We start from the raw sequence: 19,078 nt of genomic DNA, 5'->3' as shown, positions 1-19,078 counted from the left end.
TGAGCCGATTAAAGATGAAATCGGCTCACTAACAGGATGTAGGCATCAGCGGATTTATAGAGCACAGAATCCACGTCGAAAAGGGTTTCCGGCTCATTGGGCTGGGTGGGTGCTATCAATTACCAGCGTATTCATGCCGGCTCAACCGGTCCCGTATGTCGCCCATGGTCGGTTCCAGGAGTCGGAGATCATGCACGGTCAGTGTCACGACACCGAATGTTTCTTCTACCAGTCCACGAACCACGTATGGTTGGTTTGGCGAGAGCAGATGACAGCAACGGCGGTAGACGTCGGGGAACAGCGTGACGTCGTACAGTGCGCTGACGTCTTCGAGGGTCATAAATTCCATGGCATGGCCGTGCTTCGTTTCAGCGGCCTTTTCCGTGATTAGCAAGCCGACCATCGTGATGCGCTGGCCGACGAAGCGATGCATCTGGGAGGCCGGCACCGGTCGGAGCTGTTCGATCTGCTTGCGGTAAAGGGTCAAAGGATGGCGGCTGGCAAGAAATCCGAACGACTCGATTTCATGGGCCCGCTTCTGAACAGCAGAATAGTCGTCGGGCACCGGCAAGGGGTTTGACGTGGAATCGCTTCCTGCGTACAGGCGCCAGAGCAAGGCCGGTCTTGTCAGCTCGCCGGCGATGGAGTCACAGCAGCCGGCGCGGACCAATGTTCTGGCATGCGCCGGCTCCGGCTTCACACGCCCCAGAAAATCCTGAAACGACCGATAGAAGCCATTCTGAGTACGTTCCCCGACAATTCTTTCGCCGAACTCTTGAGGGATGGTCTTGATCTGCATCAGGCCCATCCGCAGCCGTTCGCCTTTACCGCGGTAGGCCCAATCGCTTGCGTTGATGTCCGGCAGGAGGATGGCCAATCCCATGCGCCTGGCCTCCGAGACGTATGCGAAAGTCGAATAAAAGCCCCCCTGGTTGCTGATGACGGCGGCAATGAATTCCGCCGGATAGTGAGTTCGGAGATACGCGGATTTGAACGACACCTGCGCATAGCTGGCCGAATGAGGTTTGCAAAAACTGTAGCCGGCGAAACTCATGATCATCTTCCAGATTCTGTCGATGATCTCCAGTGAAGCATGATTCTTTTCTGCTCCGCGGCAAAACTGCTGATAGTAGTCCTGTAGTTGCCGTTGTTTGTGCTTCTTGCTGATGATCTTGCGCAGCTGATCCGCGTCTTCGACAGAAAAGTCCGCCAGGGCCATCGCCACCTTCGAGACGTCTTCCTGATACGTCATGATGCCGTGTGTTTCATCCAAAACTCCCTTCAACTTGTCATGCCAGTAGGCGCAGGAATCTTCTTGCGCTCGTCGGATGAAGTCTTCGACGAAGGGAGTGGTGGCAGGTCTGACCAGGGACGAAACCATGACCAGATACTCGAATACATCGGCAACCGCACGGCGGTGAGGCGGCATGCCGATCCATAGCTTTCTCAATAAAAGACGGGTGGCGGGCGATTCGATGTAGAAGCACCCGATCGTATTGCCGCATCGGATTGCTTCCTGCGTGGCAGGATCATTCAATGGATCCCAGGCTTCATAATCGATCTGCCGGCCCGTGTGCGTGGCGATGGCGACTAAGGCATCCCGAATGACGCCCAGCGACCGGTTGCCTAAGATGTCAATCTTTACGAGCCCGGCGTCCTCTGTCTGATCTTTTTCCCATTGGATAACGGGAAGGCCCTTCGCCGTGATCTCGACCGGCACATAGCGCCGAATGTCGTCCGGCACGATGACGACCCCACCGCAGTGCATAGAAAGATGACGAAAGTGGTTCTGTGCCCTCAGCGCCTGAGCCAAAATCTCGGGCCACGGCGCTTTCAGTCGTAGGATTTGTGACAATCGATGGAGCCATTGCCGGATGGTCGGTGGAGTGGAAAAGCCAAGGAGATCTTTTTGACGTACCACGCGTGAAGACACCCTGCCGATTTCGTCGGCCGGCATGCCGTACACTTTGGCGACTTCGCGGATTGCGGCCCGGAAGCCGAGGCTGTTTTGGTTCGCCACCATGGCAGCCTGGCGGTCGCCATACTGCTTGAATACCCATCCCAAAACGTCATCGCGCTCGTCCCACGCAAAATCGATATCGATGTCCGGTGGATCCTTGCGGCCGGGATTGAGAAACCGTTCAAAGAAGAGGTGGTGCTTGATCGGATCGACATGGGTGATGTTGAGACAATACGAGACGATCGAGGCCGCGACTGAACCACGGCCACAGGTGGTCCGCTTTGACTCCTGGACGATGTCTTCCACGACCAGAAAATAGTGGGCAAAACGTTTCTCTCGGATGATCGCCAACTCTTTTTCAATCCGATCGCGAATCTCTTGCGAAATGGCACCATATCGTTCATGTGCCCCGGAATAGGTCTTTTCTTTGAGCGTCATGAATGCGTCTGCGTCGGTCAGCCGGCGAAAGGCCGGGAAGATGGTTTCGCCGAAACGCCAGTCGCTGTAACACGCGTCGGCGATACGGACGGTGTTCTCCACTGCTTCCGTGATGTGAGGGAATTGAGATGCCATGAGCGTAGGCGGCATCAGCCATTGCGTGGGTCGACCACAGGCATCTTCCGGCAACCGTGACAGAGTTGTGCTGAGGGCGATGGCACGCAATAGGCGATGCGTGGCAAAGCCGTCTGCTTGGGAGAAGTACACGCGGTTGGTGGCGACAGGTGGAAGCTCGATATGGCGACTGAAGAGCAGTGTATGGTGCATCGTGAGCCCAGGTGTCACTTCGACATAGAGATCTTGCCGTGACTCTTTGGCCCAAGCCATGAGCGCCGCTTCGTCATCTGTGAAAAGGATCAGACCGTCCCGATAGCGTGAGATCGATCCGAGGAAGTCGAACGAGGGGTTGCAATGCCGTTCCGACAGCACGCGACAGAGATTGGCGTAACCGTCCGGTGTTTTTGCCAGCAAGACCGCCCGATGATCGGCCGTCGTCAGTTCGGCGCCGAGAATCGGCCGGAGCCGCTGGTGCTTAGCGTGCTCGACAAATCGAATCGCACCGTACAAGCCGTTCGTATCGGTCAACGCCATGGCCGGCGACCCTTGCCGGTGTGCCGAAACGCAGAGTTCTTCCAACGATGACACGCCGCGCATCGGTGAATAGTCCGAATGGACATGCAGGTGCACGAACGGGTGAGAGTTCATCGCAACGTTCTCCCCCAGGATAGGGCCCGTTCACCAAACTTCGCGCGAATGTCATCCAACGCCAGAGACAGCCGGTGAGAGCATGGGAGGACTGTGGGCTTCGGTTCGTCGAAGAGCGAAAGTTGCTCGGCAGGCGATTCCAGCCGACCGACCTGGAGTGTGAGACGGGTGAGGCGTATCCGCCGGCGGAAACACCGGTAGAAGAGTCGTGTCACGATAGGATGGAGATCGATCTCCCAGTACGTGCCGTGCGGCAAGCGTTCTTGCGCGGTCCGTTCGACATGGTCGCTGTGCCGAACCGTCAGTGCGATATGCCGGCACATACGCCCTTGTTGCCGAAGCGTTGCGCAAAGCTGCTCCAATAGTCCGTACAATCGACCTAACAAGAGTCGGTCGTCTACTTCATCCGGATCGACACGAATGATACGTTCGATGACCGGCTGCGTGATCGGTGACCGGACCGGTGAGGAATCAATCCCCAGCGCCCAGTCGTGCAACAAACCAGCGGGAGCGCCGATGGCGGCTTGCAGGTGTGTCAATGAGACGGAGGCGATCGCACCAAGGGTGAGGAGATTCAAATCCTCCAGCCGCTGCGAGACTCGTGAGGTTTGGGCGCGATGAAGGCCGGGGAGCAACAGGGTCGGCAACGGAGCCAGGAATGATTGTTCTGAGCCGGAATGGATCGAGAGGAGTTGCGGAGGTTTGGTCAATGTCGTTGCGGCCAATTGCGAAACGAGCTTGTTCCCCGCCAGCCCGATGGTGCTGTCCCATCCCTGCTGATGTGCCAACTCTCGACTGATGCGGGTTGCCGTGTCGATAGGAGGTCCGAAGAGGTGGGTTGTGCCGGTGAGGTCCAAGAAGAGCGAACCGGGCCTGATCGATTCCCAGATCGGTGCAACACGCGAGACACGATGCTGCAGTTCACGATGCGCGGCTTGTATGAGCGATGAGTCCGGAGAGACCACTCGCAAGCCGGGACAGATCCGCTGCGCCAAGTCTACGGCCATACCCGGCTGAATGCCTTCACGAAACGCTTCGGCGGAAATCTCGCGGATCAATGCGCGCGGTGTATGGATCGGCGCCATGGCCACCGGTCTGTTTCGGAGAGAAGCGTCGCCCGCCCGGGCGAGTACGATTCCAAAGGAGGGGATGTGAAGGCAGACAATGTGTCGATCCATCGCGAATCAATCGGATTCAGGAGTAACCAATGGTTACAATCAGAAGACCTTCCTGTCAATGCGGGGAAACTTCCTACGGGCCTTTGGAATCTGGGCATTCAACCATGAACCTCATCCGCTCAGAGAGTACGGTGACAAGAGCTCCATGGGTTCGATCGATGGTGCGGTCTCACCGGATTCATTGACAGCGTAAGAAATCCTATGCTACCGTCCACCGTTCTTTTCGCCGAATAGGCGCCCTACACCTCGCTCCCGACCGGTTCGGGGGCCTTTGCCCAGGAGGATCGCTGCATGGAGCTCTACGAGTCTCTGTTTATTATTCGTCCGTCCGTCTCCGATGAGGAGACGAAAACGCTCATCGACAAGATGAAAAATGTCGCCGACAAAACCGGCGCCCAATTCATCAAAGCCGAAAATTTAGGGAAGAAAAAGCTCGCCTACGAAGTGCGTCGCGAACGGAAGGGCACCTACGCCTATTTCTACTTTAAGGCCCCGAACAACACCGTCGGCGAACTCGAACGAGCCTATCGATTGGAAGACAACATCATTAAGTTTTTGACGGTCCATCACGAAAAACCGTTGGTGGAACGGCGTCCGGTGGAAGCTTCAGCACAGGAGTCCGACGGTGGCCGGATTTAACAAAGTCATTCTGATGGGAAACCTCACCAGGAATCCTGAGCTTCGGTACACTCCGAGCGGGACACCGGTGGCGAGTTTTGGCCTCGCGGTAAGCCGTCGGTTTAAACAGGCCGAAGATTTGAAAGAAGAGGTCTGCTTTGTGGACATTGTCGTGTTCGGCCGGCAGGCGGAACATTGCGGGCAGTATCTGAGCAAAGGGAATGGGGCGATCGTCGAAGGCCGGTTGCAGCAGCGCCGATGGGAAACTGAAGATGGCCAAAAGCGCAGTAAGCACGAAGTGGTCGCGCAGACGGTGACGTTTATGCCGAAGCGCCAAGATGGCGGCCCAAGTGCCGAACCTCCGATGCACGACGAGCCCGGCTATGACATAGGCGAGGAAGGTTAACGGCAGGAGCATGAGGAGGCAGTAATGGATCGAAGCGAAAACGAGCGTGGCGGGGGTGGGGGCCGGTTATTTCAGCGAAGGCGTCCTTGCCGATTCTGTTTGGAGAAGGCGCCGATCGATTTTAAGGACGCCGGACTCCTGCGGAATTTTTTGACGGAACGGGGACGGATCGTTCCGCGCCGCATTTCCGGGAATTGCATGCGTCATCAGCGTGAACTGACGGTGGCCGTCAAGCGGGCTCGGCATATCGCGATTATCAGCTTCGCCGAGGAGCGATGACGTACGTGACGGGCGATTTCGATGCACCGGGGTGGGGCAGCGGCACGCTGCTAAGGATGACCATGGATGTATTGACACCGAAAATCGCGGATATCACGGCCGAAGGCCTGTCGTTGTCGGGCGACCTGACGGGCGAAGAGCTCGAACTGACGGATGCGGATGTGTCCATTCGCGGAACCCTGGCGGTGGGACTGGATCTTCGCGCGATCGAGCGCACCATCTATGTGACCGGCGTGGTCGAAGGGACGGCGGTCCGCCAATGCGTGCGCTGTCTCAAAGATTTTGAAGACCCGATGGCGTTTTCTTTACGAGTGGCCTACGAACGGGAAGCCAAGGCGACGCCCGCCGCCCCCAAACGAGATGATGCGCGGAAGAAAAAAATGGCGGCACCGGTCGAAGTTGACGCCGAAGAGCAGAACGACGACCTCTATTACTTTACGGGCGATCATCTGGAGCTGGCGCCGATGCTGCGCGAGCAATTGATTCTCGCCGCTCCGATGCATCCCCTGTGTTCCGAGGACTGCCTCGGACTATGCCCTCGTTGTGGAAAAGATTTGAATGAAGGCCCGTGTGGTTGCGTCGAGGCGCCGACGGGAGGTCCGTTTCACGTGTTGCGCGATATAAAGGGAAAACTGCGAGAACCCGGTGATCGCTGAGCGGCGATCGTGATCGAGCGGAAGAAGGAGCCACCATGCCCAATCCAAAACATAAACATTCGAGGGCGAGACGCGACAAGCGTCGCACTCAAAAACTGCGTATGACCCCGCCGGGGATGGCTGTCTGTCCCCAGTGCCATGAGCTGAAGTTGCCGCATTACACCTGTTTGAACTGTGGAACCTACAAGGGCAAGGCAGTCATTCAGGTCGAAGAAGCGTGAACGGAATGTGGAAGGTTTGCCGACGTGCCAAGGCCCCGAGTGTTGAAGAGGGCACAGGACGTCCATCGCAATCAGGATGTCGCGAACGTGATGCGTCTTCCTGCGTAAGTATTCGGGCGAATCGGTCCATCGCGCTGACGTCTCAGCGCGCCTGACGTGAGCCCAGGGGGGCGACGCGTGTTCAGCCTGTCTGTTCAACGCCATCTGTGAGTACGCTGTCTCGTATGAAGATCGCGCTTGACGCCGTGGGCGGCGATCATGGCCCCGCGCCGTGCATCGAGGGTGCTTTCCAGGCTGTCAGGGAATTGGACGTCGAGGTCGTCCTTGTCGGCGACGAGACGACCCTCAAACAGGAGTGCGCGCGTCTGGCCTGTCTCGACTCCCGCCTGTCTATTCGGCATGCTTCCCAAGTCGTTGAAATGCATGAGTCGCCTGCCGCGGTGGCTCGGAAGAAACGAGACTCGTCGATCTGGATCGCGACGGAATTGGTCAAGAACGGCCATGCCGATGCGGTCGTGAGCCCAGGGAACACGGGCGCAAGCATGGTGGCGGCATTCTTCGTATTAGGACTTGCAAAAGGGGTTGAGCGGCCGGCGATCGCCACCAGCCTGCCGACGCTGAGCGGGGAAGCGATCATGCTCGATGTGGGGGCCAACGTCGACTGCACTGCCAAGCATCTTGAGCAATTCGCCTTGATGGGAAACGAATATGCCAAGCATCTGCTCGGTAAGCCGAATCCCCGTATCGGTCTTCTGAGCATCGGTGAAGAAGACAGCAAGGGCAACGAAGTCACCAAAGAGGCGTTTAAGCTGCTCAAAGGGAGTTCGATGAATTTTGTGGGGAATGTGGAGGGACGGGATGTGTACAGTGGAATCGCCGATATCGTCGTCTGCGACGGGTTTATCGGCAACGTGGCGTTGAAGATTTCCGAGGGCGTTGCCGAGATGATCAAGAGGCTGCTGCTCAAGGAAATTTCCGGCCACTTCCTGGGCCGATTGGCCTATCCCTTGATTTCCGGCCCTCTGACGAATCTGAAGCGAAAAATCGACTATGCCGAATTCGGCGGTGCCCCACTGCTGGGGGTCAATGGGATTACGATGATTTGCCACGGACGATCGTCGGCTAAGGCCATCAAAAATGCGATTCGACGGGCCAAAGGCATGGCTGAGGGCCGTGTGCGAGAGCTGATTCAACGGAATATCGACGAGAGCCGTTCCCGTCCACCGGTGGAATTGGGAACATGAAAGCCTACATTGCGGGAACCGGCTCCTATGCGCCTGCCCGGGTGCTGACGAATGCGGATCTTGAACGCATGGTGGCCACGTCCGATGAATGGATTCGGGAACGGACGGGCATCCGTGAGCGGCATATTGCAGCGACCGGGGAAGCCTGTTCGGATTTGGCGGTTCAGGCCGGGAAACGGGCACTGACTGCGGCTGGGTTGGCAGCGACCGACATCGACATGATTTTAGTCGCCACCTGTACGGGTGATTACCCGCTCCCGGCTACGGCTTGTCTCGTCCAGCATCAGCTCGGTGCGACCAACGCTGCGGCCTGTGATCTGTCGGCCGCCTGTTGCGGATTTGTCTACGCGCTTTCGGTGGCGGATGCGTACGTCAAGAACGGGATGCGTCATGTCCTCGTGATCGGCTCAGAAGTCATGTCCGCCATCACGGATTGGAGCGACCGGAACACATGCGTGCTGTTTGGGGATGGGGCCGGTGCGGTGGTCGTCAGCGCCAGCGATGGGGAACGGGGGATCTTGTCCACTCACCTTCGCTCGGACGGCGCCCTCTGTGAGTTGATTATGGTACCGGGAGGAGGTTCTCGTACTCCCCCCTCCGAGAAAGTGATCGCGGAACGCCAGCACTACATCAAAATGAAAGGGAACGAGACTTTCAAAGTCGCGGTGCGCACCTTGGAAGACATCGCCCGTACGACCCTTTCAGCCAATCATCTCCGTGTGGAGGATCTTGACCTCTATGTGCCGCACCAGGCCAACGTACGAATTCTGAGGGCGGTCATTGAGCGTCTTGGCCTTCCGATCGAAAAGGTGCTCTTGAATCTCGATCGGTATGGGAATACCTCCGCCGCATCCATTCCAATTGCCTTGGATGAAGCGGTTCGCGAAGGGCGTATCAAGGATGGCTCGCTGGTGATGCTTGGTGCGTTCGGTGCAGGATTGACTTGGGCTTCTGCGATGATCCGATGGTAAGGGAGTATCCATCGGTGATCCGGCACGACTCCTGGAGCAGACTCACGCTGATTGCGGAGAATGGCGGCTGGTAGAAACTTTTCCCGTTGACTTTGCGCGGGATTTCTAAGATATCTAACCCCCCATGACTCAAGGAATCGGGCTTGTTTTTCCAGGACAGGGATCTCAGTCAGTGGGGATGGGTAAGGCGCTCTATGATACTCATCCCTCTTTGAAGTCCGTCTATGATGAGGCGACCTCGGTTTTGAGTTATGATGTCGGGGCGTTATGCTTTACGGGACCGGCTGAGCGGCTCAATCTGACGGAATTCACCCAGCCGGCCTTGCTGGTCAGCAGCATGGCGGCGTTGAGGCTGTTGGAGCCGGTCGGAATCAAGCCGGTCGCGGTGGCGGGACATAGTTTGGGCGAGTATTCGGCGCTGGTTGCGGCCGGCGGCCTCTCATTCCGGGATGCGGTTGGCCTGGTTCAGAAACGAGGACGCTACATGTCGGAAGCCGTGGCTCCGGGAACCGGTCTTGTCGCGGCCCTGTTGGGTCTCGCCGCCGGCGTGGTTAAGGATGTGTGCCGCACGGCGTCATCCGCCGGGGTTGTCGCGGCGGCGAATTTCAACTCGCCGGGGCAAGTGGTCATTGCCGGTGAAAAGGCGGCGGTGGAAAGAGCGATTGAATTGGCCAAGGCACAAGGCTGTAAAAAGGCTATCCCTCTGCCGGTGAGTGTGCCCGTTCATACTCCGTTGATGCAGCCAGCCGCCGATCGTTTGGCCAAGGACTTTGCCGCGGTTCAGTGGTCTGATCTCAGCGCCCCTCTGGTGAACAATGCGGAGGCGAAAGCGATCAGACTGGCAAGCGAAATCCAGGCATCGTTGGTTCGCCAGCTGCCCTCTTCCGTGCTGTGGGAGGAGACCGTGCATACAATGGGAAAGATGGGGGTCACGACGTTTGTGGAGGTGGGACCGGGCACCGTGTTGACCGGCTTGATCAAGCGGATTCTGCCGGACTCCAAATTGTTGAATGTGAATGATCCAAAGTCACTGGATGCGACGCTCCAGGCAGTGAGCTAGCGCACAATCGGCTTCACATGAAACACCAGATGACGAACGCTCTGTCGGCTTGTTAAGGTACCGCCGGAAAGGTCTGTGATGTTGCTACAAGGAAAAACCGCGATTGTCACCGGCGCTGCCCAAGGAATCGGTCGGGCCATTGCCGAATGCCTTGCCCAAGCGGGGGCCGACATCGCCGTGGCTGATCTCGACCCAAGCCGTTCGTTGGAAACGGTCGGCTTGGTCGAAAAGCTAGGGCGCAAGGCGTTGAACCTTAAAGTCAACGTGGCCGATGCCAATGACACCAAAGCGATGGTCGAACAAGTCTTGAAGGCCTGGGGGAAAGTCGACATCCTCGTCAACAATGCGGGGATCACTCGCGATGGATTGTTGTTGAGGATGAAGGAGGAAGATTGGAATCTGGTGCTTCAGATCAATCTGAACGGCACCTTTAATTGCACGAAAGCGGTCTTGCAGCCGATGACCAAGCAGCGGTACGGTCGTATCGTCAATATCGCCTCGATCGTCGGAGTAATTGGGAACGCGGGGCAGGCGAATTATTCGGCTTCAAAGGCGGCCGTCATCGGGTTCACAAAAACCGTTGGTCGGGAATATGCCAGCCGTAACGTGACGGTGAATGCGGTGGCGCCCGGTTTCATCGATACGGCGATGACTCATGGACTACCGGCCGATGTGAAAGACACGTTGCTGAAACAAATCCCGTTGGGGCGGCTGGGTACGCCCGCGGATGTTGCCGCGGCCGTCCGATTTCTTGTGTCCGAAGACGCGGCCTACATTACGGGTCATGTCTTGCATGTGAACGGCGGGATGTTGATGGTGTAAACGCGTCGAATTTCTTGGACGTATAGCCGTCACAGATCCCCATGTGGCGGTGCAGAGGGAGTCACATTGGGGAAGGAGGTAGGCATAGCGATGGCAACAGTTGAAGAGCGCGTGAAGAAAATTATTGCTGAGCAGCTCGGTGTGGAGGAAGACGAGGTGACACCGGAGGCCTCCTTCGTTGAAGACCTTGGGGCGGATTCGCTCGATACCGTCGAGCTTGTGATGGCACTCGAAGAAGAATTCTCGATCGAAATCCCCGATGAGGATGCGGAGAAGATTCTGACCGTTGGGAAGGCATTGGACTACATCAAGGAAAAGTCATAGGCATGTCTCAAGGAACGTCTGATCCGGGCACACGGCGTGTGGTGGTCACCGGTTTGGGACTGGTCACTCCATTAGGCACGGGTGTCGACAAGACCTGGAAAGCGCTCTGTGCCGGCGAGTCCGGGATCGGCCGAATCACCAAGTTTGATCCGACGGGATATGACGCTCAGATTGCCGGTGAGGTCAAAGATTTTGACCCTGCTCGGTTCATCGAGAAAAAAGAGATCAAGAAGATGGATGCGTTCATCCACTATGCGGTGGGCGCCGCCCAGCTGGCTGTGGATGATGCCGGCCTCAAGGTGACGCCGGAGGAGGCCACAAAGGTCGGGGTCTATATTGGCTCCGGGATCGGCGGGCTTGGGTCGATTGAGCATTATCATGAGGTGCTCAAAGGTAAGGGACCTGGGCGGGTCTCACCGTTTTTCATTCCAATGACGATCATCAACCTCGCTTCCGGGCAAGTGGCGATTCGGATCGGGGCCAAAGGGCCCAACTCGTGCGCGGTGACGGCATGTGCCACGGGCAACCATTGCATCGGAGACGCCTATCGCCTGATTCAACGGGGTGAGGCCGATGTCATGGTGGCCGGGGGGGCCGAAGCGGCCGTGACTCCGTTGGGCGTGGCAGGATTTGCGGCGGCCAAGGCCTTGTCGTTCCGGAATGATGAACCAACCAAAGCGAGCCGTCCATTCGACAAGGACCGGGATGGGTTCGTGTTGGGTGAGGGTGCGGGCGTGGTGGTGATCGAGGAACTGAATCATGCCCTTCGACGGGGGGTTAGAATTTACGGCGAAATTATCGGGTATGGGATGAACAGCGACGCGTATCACATTACGGCGCCGCCTGAAGAGGGTGAGGGAGCCGTCCGCTGCATGGAATTGGCGCTCAAGGACGCCAAAATCAGACGCGACCAGATCGGGTATATCAACGCGCATGGCACATCGACGATGGCCGATGCCATTGAGACGCGGGCCATCAAACAGGTGTTCGGTGAACAAGCCTTTCGCATTCCGGTCAGCTCGACCAAATCCATGACCGGTCATTTGCTGGGAGCAGCGGGCGGGATTGAAGCCGTCTTCAGTATTCTGGCGCTTTTCCACGGAGTGCTCCCGCCCACGATCAATCTCGACAACCCGGATCCCGCCTGTGATTTGGACTACGTCCCCAATAAAGCGCGGCCGACTGCCATTCAGATGGCATTGTCCAACTCGTTCGGATTCGGCGGGGTGAATGCGTGTTTGATCTTCAAGAGACTGGACGCCTAATACGCACGCCACGATGACACCGGCTTCTTCAGCCGATTCTCCTCCCGCCTTCCTCAAATATCGATTCACGAACTCGGCCTTCTTGACGGAAGCGCTGACACACAAATCGTACGTGAATGAACGACGAGACGCGGATCGAAAACATAATGAACGGCTGGAATTCCTGGGGGATGCCGTTTTGTCGCTCATTGTCAGCGATTATCTTGCCAGCCGATATCCTGAGTTGAGCGAGGGCGCTCTCTCGAAACTCAAAGCGAAGCTCGTGAGTGAGAGCCCGCTGGCGAATGCCGCCAGGCGTCTGGATCTTGGAGCCTACCTGCAGCTCGGTCGAGGTGAAGAACTTTCGAATGGGCGGGACAAAGCCTCACTCCTGGCTGATGCGCTGGAAGCCGTCATCGCCGCGGTCTACCTCGACGGAGGGTTTGAGGCCAGTCGCGATTTCACCATCGATGTGCTGAAGGATGAGCTGTGCCGCATCGAGCTTTTGCAAACGAAGCCCGGAGGGGATGACTACAAGACTCGCTTCCAGGAGTGGTGCCAGAAACGATATGAAGTGTTGCCTCGGTATGTGATTGTGCGAGAAACTGGACCCGATCATCACAAGTTCTTTGAAGTCGAAGTCCACGTGAATGACAAGGTCTGTGGCATTGGCCAAGGACACAGCAAGAAGGAAGCGGAGCAGGAGGCGGCGCAACGAGCACTGGAGCAAGTTGCGCGTTGACGCGCGACACGTGGTAGGATGAGACAGTACTGTCATGTAAACGGTTGTGGAGGTTGGTGATGCTGAAGCGCACAGGATGGCGAATCTGTCTGGGAGTGCTGGTGGGAATTGCCTTGTCAGTCTCAGGTATCGAGTCGGTGATCGCCGCGGATACGGCGACCACACCAAAAGCTGAAACCCCGAAAGGGCCGCGGGGGATCATCAAAACGAAATTCGGTGATATCGAAATCAAGTTCCATTCGGACGTTGCACCAAAACATGTGGAGAATTTTATCAAGCTGGCGAAGTCCGGCTTTTACAACGGGACCATTTTTCACCGCGTCATTCCCGGTTTCATGATTCAAGGCGGTGACCCGAATACGAAGGATACGCTCAAGAAGGATACCTATGGTCAGGGTGGCCCCGGCTATACCGTTAAGGCGGAGTTCAGCGATATTCCACATAAGCGCGGGGTGGTTTCCATGGCCAGAGCAGCCGAGCCGGATACGGCCGGTTCTCAGTTTTTCGTCGTGGTAGAGGACTCGCGGTTCTTGGATCGCAAGTACTCCGTGTTTGGCGAAGTGACCAAGGGAATCGGTGTGGCCGATAAGATCGTCAATGTTGCGCGCGACGAGCGGGATAATCCCAAAGAGCGTGTAGAAATGACCGTCACGATTGTGGAGTAGTATCCATCGGCATCCCATATTGGGTGCTTGTTCTCGAACAGTGGAGCCGCTTCTTACTTACACTCAGGCGTGAAGTGACAGTCCCGCGGAGAGTCTTGTCCCGCTTCAGGATCCTAGCCGGCTTTCTGATTGAGCTTCCAACACCGAGGCAATAAATCCGCCTGCTGGGATCGCCAGCAGCGGGCAGGGCGCTTTGTGAAGCACCCGTTCGCTATGACTTCCCCGCAAGGCATCGAGAAAGCCATGGCGTCCTTCGGTCGTCATGACAATGAGATTCGCCCTGATCTCTTCCGCAGTTCCACAGATCACGTCCACCACATCTCCTTGCTTGGTGATTCTATTCCACCGCCAGCCGGGCAGATCGAAGTAGTGGAGATCGGGCAGGTCTCCTTCCTCGCCGACGTGTAGTACCGTAAAGACGCCGGCGGGAGAATTGAGGCGGTATGCCATCCGCACGGCGGCCTGGAGTGCCGCCTGGCCAGGTGGCGTGGAGGTGACGGGAATCAGGATGTTGGTCAACGAGATGGACCCATCATGCGAAGAAACGAATCCGGCTGCGTCTTTCGGGATAAAGAGGGTCATCTGCCGTGACTCCAGAGCAACGGGCACCGCCACGGACTTGCTGAACCATGGAAGGCCGCCTTTACTTTGATCAGTAGCAAGCACGATCAGATCTGTCGCATGCTCCCTTACGTAGGATGTGACCGATTCAATGGGATCCGGATGGACCGCTTGGACTTTCTTGACGTTGATACCCAACTTGGCGACATCGGATCGCCGGCTGTTCATGGGTAGCAGGCCCCATCGTTCCAGTGCTGCACGTACACCGGGAAACTCCATCCATTCCGTATCCCGATCAGATGAGACATGTAGAATCGTCAGATTGGCCTGAGCCATCAAGGCGGTTCTCAAGGCATGCGCGAACGCGGCTTCGCTAGCCGGGGTGAAATCGGATGGATGAAAGATGTTCCGAAGGATAGGGATGTCGAGTGAGTCGGGAAGAGGCATGGACGATCCTCTCTAATGACTATGATGCCGGCAGTCGGGACCATGGGTATGTTCTTCGGGGGCGGGTGGTGGTAGGAACGATTGTCCCGGCAGAAGGATATGTCCCGATTCATGCTGCTTCTTGAGGTGCGCCGCGATTTCCGGATGCTGCACCTTCACGTAACCGATCAGTCCTCCCAGAAACCGGCTTGACTGAAACTCATTCTCTGAAAATGAAGAGACAAACTGGACGGCGCGATCCAGGATTGTGAGGGCGTCGGACGAGTCGGCAATCTGGTCCGGATGCTGCTTGTGAAAGGCCTCGTACTCTTTTTTGAGGCGCTCGGCAAAAACCGGGGCAGGGGCAGCCGGAATGTGAAGTGGGCTGAGTGTGCGGCGGAGCGTTTGCAGTGCCGTGACGACCTCGACATCCTGCCCATCCCTCCGTCCTTCAAAATAGCTGAACGTGACGACCTCAATCAGGTTGAAGAGCCCGACGGCTTTATGCCCCCCCGATTGCTCCAACTCCTGATAGAAGTTTCGGCGAACGGACGCGAATTGCACTCCGAGCCGTTTCTGCTGGTAATCACTCCCACTGTCAAGATAGGCACAGTCGTGGGGACATGAGATTCGCGTCATGCGATGCTCGCCACAGCACTGGCTGCAGATCGATCCTCCCAGGGCCGGACATGCCCGCTTCCCCTTCCGATTGTGGCAATAGACACATAAGCTCATTTTTTGATCTCTTCCGGCGCGGGCTTTGGGGGCGGAGGAATGAACCCATAGTCGGCCAGTGTGCGTTTATCGCCCTTGGGCCTGGCCGTTGACGGGGCTTCCAGCCCATTCATCTCGGCCGCATGCACGTAGTGATAGGGAACCAGTATGAGGTTATTTTCTCGGTCGATGCTGATATCAGCCGGGGCGGGGAGGTATTCGGCAATGACTTGGAATCGATGGTCCCTGGTCATGCGCCAAATCTTGCCTTTCGTGAAATCCGACACATACATGTTGCCCCATTGATCGAAATCGACGCCGCTCAGATTCTGGAAACGACTGGTAAAAAATCCATTCGACTCCAGTTCAGTCAGCTGTCCATCCGGAGTGATCTCGAGAATTTTCCCCTTGTCCCAGCTCACGGCAATGAGGTGATTGGTTTTCGGATGGATCGCGATTCCTGCGGGGCCGGCAAGGCGGTCGTCGTGGATCAGCAGGTCCACTCGATAATTGTCCGATGGGTTGATGCGGTAGATTGAATTGGCCGTTTGGTCCGAGGTGTACAGAAGGCCGGTCGGTGAAACCGTCACGTCGGTCAGGGATACCGGTGTCTGGGATCGAGAGGAAAACGAGACCGTGGTCACGAGTTTTCCGGTTGTCTTGTCGAAACCTTTCAATTGGTCAAGATCCGCGACATAAAGGATCGATCCCACGATGGCCATCCCCTTTGGAGCATGCAGAAGTTCCGCCCCGCCGCCTTGGATGAACTTGAGGTGGATGATCTTTCCCTCGGAATTCAACTTTGTGATGAAGCCGTTGTTGTCTCGGGCCTCCGGCTCCCCATTAATGTTGGAAATAAAATATTCTTTCGCCGTGGGGTCGCCGACGAAACTGTTGGGGGATTCCAAGCCTGTAATCTGGGCTGCCTCGCCCGGTAGCGTAAGGCCAAGAGTAAATGCCCAAGGGAGGAGAAAACGGTAGTAGGAATACAAGGGCAACGAGCGGATATCCCTGATTAGATCTAAGTTATCGTATCGAAGGTGTGAAGAGACTGTCAACATCCCCAATTCCTGACTACTCGCGCGGACCTTCAACCGTTCAATCAGCGTTGACTTGCATAAAATTCACCTGCTAAGTTGCAACGATTTTGCTGGCCAAATAGCTACAGGGGAGGGGGACTGTGACCGCACGATTGATTGATGGAAAAGCGCTCGCGCAACAGGTTCGTGACCGTCTGGCGGAGGCATCCGCGGAGTTGTTCGCTAAGAAATCGATTAAACCGGGGCTGGCAACCATTTTGGTCGGTGACGATCCTGCCTCGCATGTCTATGTTCGTAATAAGCAAAAGGCTTGTGAATTGGCAGGGATCCATGTCGACGATCACAAGCTCCCGGCCAGCACGACGCAGGCTGAGCTCTTGGCGTTGATCGACAAAAAGAATGCTGACCCTAAAATCCATGGAATCCTGGTTCAGCTCCCGCTTCCCAAGCATATCGACAGCAAGGTCATTCTGGAAGCCGTCTCGCCGCTCAAGGATGCAGACGGCTTTCATCCATACAACTTCGGCCGGCTTGTGGAAGGGCATCCCGTATTCGAGGCCTGTACCCCTAAAGGCGTCATCAAGATGATTGAATCGGCCGGCGTGACGATTGAAGGGAAGCGGGCGGTTGTACTGGGACGAAGCAATATTGTCGGAAAGCCGTTGGCGTTGATGCTGCTCCAGAGAAATGCGACGGTGACGATTTGCCATTCGAAGACAAGAGACCTCCCTGCGGTCTGCCGTGAGGCAGAGTTACTGTTGGTCGCGATCGGAAAGGCGAAGTTTGTAACGGCCGACATGGTGCGCGAGGGAGCGGTCGTCATCGACGTGGGTACGAACAAAACACCTGAGGGCAAATTGTGCGGCGACGTCGACTTCGAAGCTGTGAGCCAGAAAGCCGGTTGGATCAGCCCTGTTCCGGGTGGAGTCGGCCCGATGACCATCGCGATGCTGCTGGAAAATACAGTAGAGTCCGCCAAGAGAGCAGCAGGAATGATATGAGGGGCTAGCCATGAGCCGAGAGCCACAGCGCCTGATCGATATTCTCAACCGAGGCACGTTCGCCGTCACGGTCGAGTACAATCCTCCCAAGGGCACGAACATCTCGTCCGTGCTCGAGAATGCCAGACAGTTAGTAGGGCGTGTCCACGGAGTGAATGTCACGGACAATACGGCGGCCGTGGTTCGTGCCGGCTCGCTGCCGGTCTGCCGCCTCCTGTATGAACTAGGGCATGATCCCGTGATGCAGTTGACCTGTCGTGATCGCAACCGAATTGCGATGCAGTCGGATTTAATGGGTGGGCATATGCTCGGGATTCGAAATATTTTGTGCCTCACCGGCGATTACCCGACCGTCGGCGATCACAAGGAAGCCAAACCGGTCTACGATCTCGATTCAGTTCAAGTGATGCAGCTTGTGCAGGGATTGAACAATGGGCACGACATGACCGGCCATAAACTGGATGGCTCGACGGCGTTTACCATCGGCGCGGCTGTGACTCCTGAAGCTGATCCGCTGGGGCCTATGCTTGCCAAGTTTGAAGTGAAGGTGAAGGCGGGTGCCCAATTCTTTCAGACCCAGGCGGTGTACCATCCGGAGCAGTTCGGGAGCTTTATGAAGGCGATCCGGCCGTTCAAAGTGAAGGTCCTGGCCGGTATTCTTGTATTGCGCAATCACAAGATGGCTGAGTTCATGAACGCCAACATTCCGGGCATCTCAGTGCCAAACGAGATGATCGAAGAACTCAAGGCGGCCGGTGAGAGAGCCGAGGATGTCGGAGTCGACATCGCTGTACGGACGATCAAGGCGGTGCGGCCACACTGCGACGGTGTCCATATCATGGCAATCAAAGCGACACATCGGTTGGGAGAAATCATCACCAAGGCCGAATTGGACTGATGACCATCCTCGATTTTCAGCAGTACAAACGAGAAAAGAAGAAGGTGGTTGTCGTGACGGCCTACGATGCGCTCTTCGCTCGCATTGTGGAGCAAGCGGGGATTCGCGCGATCCTGGTGGGAGATTCGCTGGGCGTCGTTGTGCAAGGAAAACCCAATACGCTCACGGTCACGATGGAGGACATGCTGTACCATACGAAACTGGTAGCCGGCGCCGCGCAGCAGTGTCTGGTGATCAGCGATATGCCGTTTATGTCCTACCAGGTGAGTACGGAAGAGGCTGTCCGCAATGCGGGCCGGTTACTGCAAGCCGGGGCCGCAGCGGTGAAGCTGGAGGGAGGCGCGGCGGTAGCGGATCGAGTCAAGGCGATCGTGAACATTGGGATTCCTGTCATGGGCCACTTAGGCATGACCCCGCAATCGGTCCATGCGCTTGGCGGCTACAAGGTCCAAGGCAAAGTCGAAGATCAAGCGGCCAGACTATTGGAAGATGCTCAAGCGCTTGAGGCGGCCGGGGCGTTCGCCATCGTGTTGGAAGCGGTGCCTGTCGGGTTGGCCAAGAAAATTACCCAAGCCCTTTCGATCGCCACCATCGGGATTGGAGCGGGTCCACACTGCGACGGCCAGGTACTCGTGCTCTACGATCTGCTTGGTCTCTTTGATACCTTCATCCCGAGATTCGTCAAAACCTACGCTCACCTTAAAGCGGATGCTCTTCAAGCGCTGAATCGGTACAAGGAAGAAGTCGAACAGGGGAAATTCCCCAGCGACTCCGAGAGCTACCGCTAAATCAGCATCGTTTCTCGACTTGCCGTGCATGTGGACGAGCGGTCTCGTTCCCGCTGA

Annotated in this window: 21 protein-coding genes; 16 read left to right on the top strand and 5 right to left on the bottom strand. The window is 56.8% G+C overall.

The window, feature by feature from the left end; translation table 11 throughout:
- Nucleotides 1-115: 115 nt before the first annotated feature.
- Both H8K04_15950 and H8K04_15945 read right to left on the bottom strand, forming a co-directional pair.
- Nucleotides 116-3,163, bottom strand: a complete 3,048-nt coding sequence (locus tag H8K04_15950; GenBank protein UVT15289.1) for a DNA polymerase III subunit alpha — start codon at nucleotides 3,161-3,163, stop codon at nucleotides 116-118.
- The gene (locus tag H8K04_15945) at nucleotides 3,160-4,341 is read right to left on the bottom strand and encodes a hypothetical protein (protein ID UVT15288.1); all 1,182 of its coding nucleotides are present in this window, start codon (nucleotides 4,339-4,341) and stop codon (nucleotides 3,160-3,162) included. The genes H8K04_15950 and H8K04_15945 overlap by 4 nt, the downstream gene beginning before the upstream one ends.
- 291 nt (nucleotides 4,342-4,632) lie before the next feature.
- On the opposite strand from H8K04_15945, the gene rpsF reads away from it, so the two are divergent.
- From rpsF to H8K04_15880, 13 genes are all read left to right on the top strand, one after another.
- Entirely contained in the window at nucleotides 4,633-4,980 is a 348-nt protein-coding gene (rpsF, locus tag H8K04_15940) for a 30S ribosomal protein S6 (protein ID UVT15287.1), read from the top strand.
- Nucleotides 4,967-5,365: a single-stranded DNA-binding protein gene (locus H8K04_15935; GenBank protein ID UVT15286.1), complete on the top strand. Its 399-nt coding sequence runs from the start codon at nucleotides 4,967-4,969 to the stop codon at nucleotides 5,363-5,365. The genes rpsF and H8K04_15935 overlap by 14 nt, the downstream gene beginning before the upstream one ends.
- Before the next feature lie 24 nt (nucleotides 5,366-5,389).
- Entirely contained in the window at nucleotides 5,390-5,644 is a 255-nt protein-coding gene (locus H8K04_15930; protein ID UVT15285.1) for a 30S ribosomal protein S18, read from the top strand.
- Nucleotides 5,641-6,300: a DUF177 domain-containing protein gene (locus tag H8K04_15925; GenBank protein ID UVT15284.1), complete on the top strand. Its 660-nt coding sequence runs from the start codon at nucleotides 5,641-5,643 to the stop codon at nucleotides 6,298-6,300. Before H8K04_15930 ends, H8K04_15925 begins: the two co-directional genes overlap by 4 nt.
- Before the next feature lie 35 nt (nucleotides 6,301-6,335).
- Entirely contained in the window at nucleotides 6,336-6,521 is a 186-nt protein-coding gene (rpmF, locus tag H8K04_15920; protein UVT15283.1) for a 50S ribosomal protein L32, read from the top strand.
- Nucleotides 6,522-6,745: 224 nt separating this feature from the next.
- Complete coding sequence (gene plsX / locus H8K04_15915; protein ID UVT15282.1) at nucleotides 6,746-7,765, top strand: phosphate acyltransferase PlsX; 1,020 nt, start codon at nucleotides 6,746-6,748, stop codon at nucleotides 7,763-7,765.
- Nucleotides 7,762-8,736: a ketoacyl-ACP synthase III gene (locus H8K04_15910; GenBank protein ID UVT15281.1), complete on the top strand. Its 975-nt coding sequence runs from the start codon at nucleotides 7,762-7,764 to the stop codon at nucleotides 8,734-8,736. Before plsX ends, H8K04_15910 begins: the two co-directional genes overlap by 4 nt.
- 124 nt (nucleotides 8,737-8,860) lie before the next feature.
- Nucleotides 8,861-9,796, top strand: coding sequence for an ACP S-malonyltransferase (gene fabD / locus H8K04_15905; GenBank protein ID UVT15280.1), 936 nt, complete (start codon nucleotides 8,861-8,863; stop codon nucleotides 9,794-9,796).
- Between the two features lie 78 nt (nucleotides 9,797-9,874).
- Entirely contained in the window at nucleotides 9,875-10,618 is a 744-nt protein-coding gene (gene fabG / locus H8K04_15900) for a 3-oxoacyl-[acyl-carrier-protein] reductase (GenBank protein UVT18015.1), read from the top strand.
- A 90-nt stretch (nucleotides 10,619-10,708) separates the two neighbouring features.
- Nucleotides 10,709-10,942 (top strand): acyl carrier protein, encoded by a 234-nt coding sequence (acpP, locus tag H8K04_15895; GenBank protein UVT15279.1) that lies wholly within the window; start codon nucleotides 10,709-10,711, stop codon nucleotides 10,940-10,942.
- A gap of 2 nt (nucleotides 10,943-10,944) precedes the next feature.
- Entirely contained in the window at nucleotides 10,945-12,207 is a 1,263-nt protein-coding gene (gene fabF / locus H8K04_15890; GenBank protein UVT15278.1) for a beta-ketoacyl-ACP synthase II, read from the top strand.
- A 13-nt stretch (nucleotides 12,208-12,220) separates the two neighbouring features.
- Nucleotides 12,221-12,928 (top strand): ribonuclease III, encoded by a 708-nt coding sequence (gene rnc / locus H8K04_15885; GenBank protein UVT15277.1) that lies wholly within the window; start codon nucleotides 12,221-12,223, stop codon nucleotides 12,926-12,928.
- Nucleotides 12,929-12,987: 59 nt separating this feature from the next.
- Nucleotides 12,988-13,593, top strand: a complete 606-nt coding sequence (locus tag H8K04_15880; protein ID UVT15276.1) for a peptidylprolyl isomerase — start codon at nucleotides 12,988-12,990, stop codon at nucleotides 13,591-13,593.
- A 105-nt stretch (nucleotides 13,594-13,698) separates the two neighbouring features.
- On the opposite strand, the gene H8K04_15875 is transcribed toward H8K04_15880, so the two are convergent.
- The 3 genes from H8K04_15875 to H8K04_15865 form a co-directional block, all read right to left on the bottom strand.
- On the bottom strand, nucleotides 13,699-14,601 hold the full coding sequence (locus H8K04_15875) for a universal stress protein (protein UVT15275.1): 903 nt from the start codon (nucleotides 14,599-14,601) through the stop codon (nucleotides 13,699-13,701).
- A gap of 12 nt (nucleotides 14,602-14,613) precedes the next feature.
- On the bottom strand, nucleotides 14,614-15,219 hold the full coding sequence (locus tag H8K04_15870; GenBank protein ID UVT15274.1) for a hypothetical protein: 606 nt from the start codon (nucleotides 15,217-15,219) through the stop codon (nucleotides 14,614-14,616).
- 92 nt (nucleotides 15,220-15,311) lie between these two features.
- Nucleotides 15,312-16,355 carry an NHL repeat-containing protein gene (locus H8K04_15865; protein ID UVT15273.1) on the bottom strand — a complete coding sequence of 348 codons (1,044 nt, stop codon included), beginning with the start codon at nucleotides 16,353-16,355 and terminating at the stop codon, nucleotides 15,312-15,314.
- A gap of 119 nt (nucleotides 16,356-16,474) precedes the next feature.
- On the opposite strand from H8K04_15865, the gene folD reads away from it, so the two are divergent.
- The 3 genes from folD to panB are packed head-to-tail and all read left to right on the top strand — an operon-like array spanning nucleotide 16,475 to nucleotide 19,021.
- Entirely contained in the window at nucleotides 16,475-17,335 is an 861-nt protein-coding gene (gene folD, locus H8K04_15860) for a bifunctional methylenetetrahydrofolate dehydrogenase/methenyltetrahydrofolate cyclohydrolase FolD (GenBank protein ID UVT15272.1), read from the top strand.
- Nucleotides 17,336-17,345: 10 nt separating this feature from the next.
- Entirely contained in the window at nucleotides 17,346-18,233 is an 888-nt protein-coding gene (locus H8K04_15855; GenBank protein UVT15271.1) for a methylenetetrahydrofolate reductase, read from the top strand.
- Nucleotides 18,233-19,021: a 3-methyl-2-oxobutanoate hydroxymethyltransferase gene (panB, locus tag H8K04_15850; GenBank protein UVT15270.1), complete on the top strand. Its 789-nt coding sequence runs from the start codon at nucleotides 18,233-18,235 to the stop codon at nucleotides 19,019-19,021. Before H8K04_15855 ends, panB begins: the two co-directional genes overlap by 1 nt.
- The last annotated feature ends 57 nt before the right edge of the window (nucleotides 19,022-19,078 follow it).

Origin of the sequence: Nitrospira sp. (genome assembly GCA_024760525.1) — a bacterium.
Lineage (GTDB): Bacteria > Nitrospirota > Nitrospiria > Nitrospirales > Nitrospiraceae > Nitrospira_D.
Note: the sequence above shows the minus strand (reverse complement) of the source record. Positions and strands in the feature narration are given on the sequence as shown.

Bases quoted from the DNA above. Each gene is read 5' to 3' on its own strand.
- fabD (UVT15280.1), top strand. From the start codon at position 8,861: ATGACTCAAGGAATCGGGCTTGTTTTTCCAGGACAGGGATCTCAGTCA.
- rpmF (UVT15283.1), top strand. From the start codon at position 6,336: ATGCCCAATCCAAAACATAAACATTCGAGGGCGAGACGCGACAAGCGT.
- H8K04_15950 (UVT15289.1), bottom strand. From the start codon at position 3,163: ATGAACTCTCACCCGTTCGTGCACCTGCATGTCCATTCGGACTATTCA.
- H8K04_15865 (UVT15273.1), bottom strand. From the start codon at position 16,355: ATGTTGACAGTCTCTTCACACCTTCGATACGATAACTTAGATCTAATC.
- rpsF (UVT15287.1), top strand. From the start codon at position 4,633: ATGGAGCTCTACGAGTCTCTGTTTATTATTCGTCCGTCCGTCTCCGAT.
- H8K04_15870 (UVT15274.1), bottom strand. From the start codon at position 15,219: ATGACGCGAATCTCATGTCCCCACGACTGTGCCTATCTTGACAGTGGG.
- H8K04_15910 (UVT15281.1), top strand. From the start codon at position 7,762: ATGAAAGCCTACATTGCGGGAACCGGCTCCTATGCGCCTGCCCGGGTG.
- H8K04_15855 (UVT15271.1), top strand. From the start codon at position 17,346: ATGAGCCGAGAGCCACAGCGCCTGATCGATATTCTCAACCGAGGCACG.
- fabG (UVT18015.1), top strand. From the start codon at position 9,875: ATGTTGCTACAAGGAAAAACCGCGATTGTCACCGGCGCTGCCCAAGGA.
- H8K04_15945 (UVT15288.1), bottom strand. From the start codon at position 4,341: ATGGATCGACACATTGTCTGCCTTCACATCCCCTCCTTTGGAATCGTA.
- panB (UVT15270.1), top strand. From the start codon at position 18,233: ATGACCATCCTCGATTTTCAGCAGTACAAACGAGAAAAGAAGAAGGTG.
- H8K04_15930 (UVT15285.1), top strand. From the start codon at position 5,390: ATGGATCGAAGCGAAAACGAGCGTGGCGGGGGTGGGGGCCGGTTATTT.
- H8K04_15925 (UVT15284.1), top strand. From the start codon at position 5,641: ATGACGTACGTGACGGGCGATTTCGATGCACCGGGGTGGGGCAGCGGC.
- plsX (UVT15282.1), top strand. From the start codon at position 6,746: ATGAAGATCGCGCTTGACGCCGTGGGCGGCGATCATGGCCCCGCGCCG.
- rnc (UVT15277.1), top strand. From the start codon at position 12,221: ATGACACCGGCTTCTTCAGCCGATTCTCCTCCCGCCTTCCTCAAATAT.
- H8K04_15875 (UVT15275.1), bottom strand. From the start codon at position 14,601: ATGCCTCTTCCCGACTCACTCGACATCCCTATCCTTCGGAACATCTTT.
- acpP (UVT15279.1), top strand. From the start codon at position 10,709: ATGGCAACAGTTGAAGAGCGCGTGAAGAAAATTATTGCTGAGCAGCTC.
- H8K04_15880 (UVT15276.1), top strand. From the start codon at position 12,988: ATGCTGAAGCGCACAGGATGGCGAATCTGTCTGGGAGTGCTGGTGGGA.
- fabF (UVT15278.1), top strand. From the start codon at position 10,945: ATGTCTCAAGGAACGTCTGATCCGGGCACACGGCGTGTGGTGGTCACC.